Origin of the sequence: Pseudomonas sp. RA_15y_Pfl2_54, assembly GCF_963971015.1 — a bacterium.
Lineage (GTDB): Bacteria > Pseudomonadota > Gammaproteobacteria > Pseudomonadales > Pseudomonadaceae > Aquipseudomonas > Aquipseudomonas baetica_A.
Genome location: NZ_CAXAPN010000078.1, coordinates 1 through 2517, shown reverse-complemented (window position 1 = coordinate 2517; position 2517 = coordinate 1). Strand labels below are relative to the sequence as shown.

Annotated in this window: 2 protein-coding genes and 1 pseudogene; 1 reads left to right on the top strand and 2 read right to left on the bottom strand. The window is 51.3% G+C overall.

The annotated features are described in order from the left end of the window. Nucleotides 1–139 precede the first annotated feature (139 nt). Nucleotides 140–819 (top strand): annotated as a pseudogene (locus AACY50_RS28505) (LLM class flavin-dependent oxidoreductase); the annotation flags it as partial. A 164-nt stretch (nt 820–983) separates the two neighbouring features. Here the strand turns inward: AACY50_RS28505 and AACY50_RS28500 are convergent. After that, nucleotides 984–1394: a hypothetical protein gene (locus AACY50_RS28500; RefSeq protein WP_339466833.1), complete on the bottom strand. Its 411-nt coding sequence runs from the start codon at nt 1392–1394 to the stop codon at nt 984–986. Continuing rightward, nucleotides 1391–2365: a hypothetical protein gene (locus AACY50_RS28495; RefSeq protein ID WP_339539922.1), complete on the bottom strand. Its 975-nt coding sequence runs from the start codon at nt 2363–2365 to the stop codon at nt 1391–1393. Before AACY50_RS28495 ends, AACY50_RS28500 begins: the two co-directional genes overlap by 4 nt. Between the last annotated feature and the right edge of the window lie 152 nt (nt 2366–2517).

Genomic DNA, 2517 nt, shown 5'->3' with positions numbered 1-2517 from the left:
TTGCATGGGTTCGGTTTCTTGTATTTGTGTGGTGCAAACCAAGTTGCCGACTCATGCAGGCCTCTTCAATATTCCAACTTCTTGATTTTCTGTAAGAAAAATCGGGGATCCCTCAGGGTCTGTCCCCCTTTACCGTCCCCCTTTACCCAGCGGCGGCCAGGCCTTGCGCGAAATGGTCCCGGTGGTCCGCGCCCTGTGGCAAGGCGACTACGCGCACAACGGCGACATCTGGAAATTCCCCACCTCCACCAGCGTGCCAAAACCGATCCAGAAGCCCAACCCGCCAATGTGGATCGCCGCCCGCGACCCGGACTCGCACAACTTCGCCGTGGCCAACGGTTGCAACGTGATGGTCACGCCGCTGACGAAGGGCGACGAAGAAGTCCCCGACCTGAAAAACAAATTCCAGACTGCGCTGGACAACAACCCCGACGTGCCACGCCCGCAACTGATGGTGCTGCGTCACACCCACGTGCACACCGCTGATAATCCGGACGGCTGGAAAGTCGGCGCGAAAGCGATCTCGCGTTTCTATCGCACCTTCGATGCGTGGTTCGGCAACAAGCAAACGCCGGTCAATGGCTTCCTCGCACCGAGCCCGGAAGAGAAGTTTGCCGGGCGTCCGGAGTTTGAGCTGGAGAGTTTGCACAAGACGGCGATGATTGGTACGCCGGAAGAGATCATTCCGCGCATCAAGTATTACCAGGAGTTGGGGGGGGGGATGAGTTCAGTTTCTGGTGTGATAACAGCCTGCAGCATGAAGAGAAGAAGAAATCGTTGGAGTTGTTTATCAAGCATGTGGTGCCGGCGTTTCGTTGAGTGTTCTGCTGATTGAGTCTGGCAAATGAAAACGCCCCGACAGTGTTCGGGGCGTTTTCATTGTTTTAGCCTGACGGGATTTCAATCCGGAATCACATCCTACGCCTTTCTGAATGACGCTTAAATGTGGCCACTCCTATTCGCGGATTATTGGTCGCTTCAAATCACAGACCACTATACGGATCAGCGATATTATCCCCCAGCTCAGCAATTGCCTCTTTAATCTCGACAGCTACTTCAGGTGAAAGCTCGGCAACACTTCGATTTGATATAAAATCAAAAAGTTCAACCAACCCAAGCATTGCAGCAACGATGATCGAGCCCTCAGCAAAATCGAAATCGTATCCATCCCACCAACTGATCAAGATTTTCTCGATCTGAGTCTTCAGTGGCTGGTCCATCCCTTTATAGGTGTGCCACTGACGATCGCTGAGCTCTAACAGAGCCTGGAGAAAATCATGTTTCAACCGCTCAGAACCAGGTACTTCTTGTAGAAGTTCATGAAATTCCTTTGTCACATCTTCTTCAGGCATCGAGTCCGGAAGCGAGCAGTAATAAGAAACGGCCTTCATCATTTAAAGTCCACAGGAATATGGGTGACATTGGTTACTTTTCTGTAAAGCCTGCCATCTTGCCCAAGCAGTTTCTTTCCGATTTTAATCTGCGCAGTCCAACCACTACCTGAGTTGGATCCAGGATGATTTGCAGCTGCATTGAGATCAGGGGAATGCCACTTAATTTCAACTTTCTGCCCTGCCCAAACGTACGAGAATTTACTGCCATCAGCAATAATGGCAGAAGGTCTGAACGTATCCGGCATACCAGGCGGAACCAGCTTCTGCAAATCAGACATATTGATTCGTCCATTGGTAATAAACTTCGGCGCATTCGTTGGCGTATCAAAAAATGCAGGAACATTAATCGTTGGAGCGTTTTGATCGCCAAACTCTCCATCGACCCTCGTGACAGGATTATCCCACTCTGGCGTAGGCTTCGGCTTATCTTTACCACCGCCTCCGACAGGCAAGTCATCAAGTGGCCTTACCTTGGTCCCGCCTCCTTCACCAGCTCCATGCATGCCAGGCAGAACGTTGATTCCAAATGGATTGAAACCCGTCTGATCTAGATAGACTCCCGCCTCAGTCAACCACGAACCATCGTCGTTGACCCACAGATTACCAATCTGATCTAAATGGTTTAAACCAGCCGTCGTCCAGTCGGTGGCGTTCTTTTTGGTCTGATAGTAATACGCCAGATCATTATCCGAGCCGCCTGGGTTGACCTTCTCGGTTACCTCGATCAGGGTCCCCAGTGCTTTGGAGCCCTCATCAATCTCTGCCCTAATTTGTGCGCAGTTTCCGACAAGCTTGCAGTTTTTCAGTCGCTCCCGGTTCGCATCGCTGCGCTCATCAAACTCTTTTTTGACTTCATCACAATTTCCTTTCGTTCGGCACGTCTTCTCCGCTTCAGCGAGATCGATGACATCCTGGTGATTGAGGAAGTTGTACTGCGTAGCGTTGTTGGCAACCCAGGAGCCCAGATCCATTGACTCTTGATCTGTATCGCCCAGTGCCCCCCGGTGTCAGGATAGTTGTCGCCTCTCCGGTTTTTCCAAAAAAAGCATATCGGGGGCGGAAAGAGACTGGTCGTGCCGTACTATTCACCTGAACGCAGAGCCGCATTACTTAAGATGCTGCT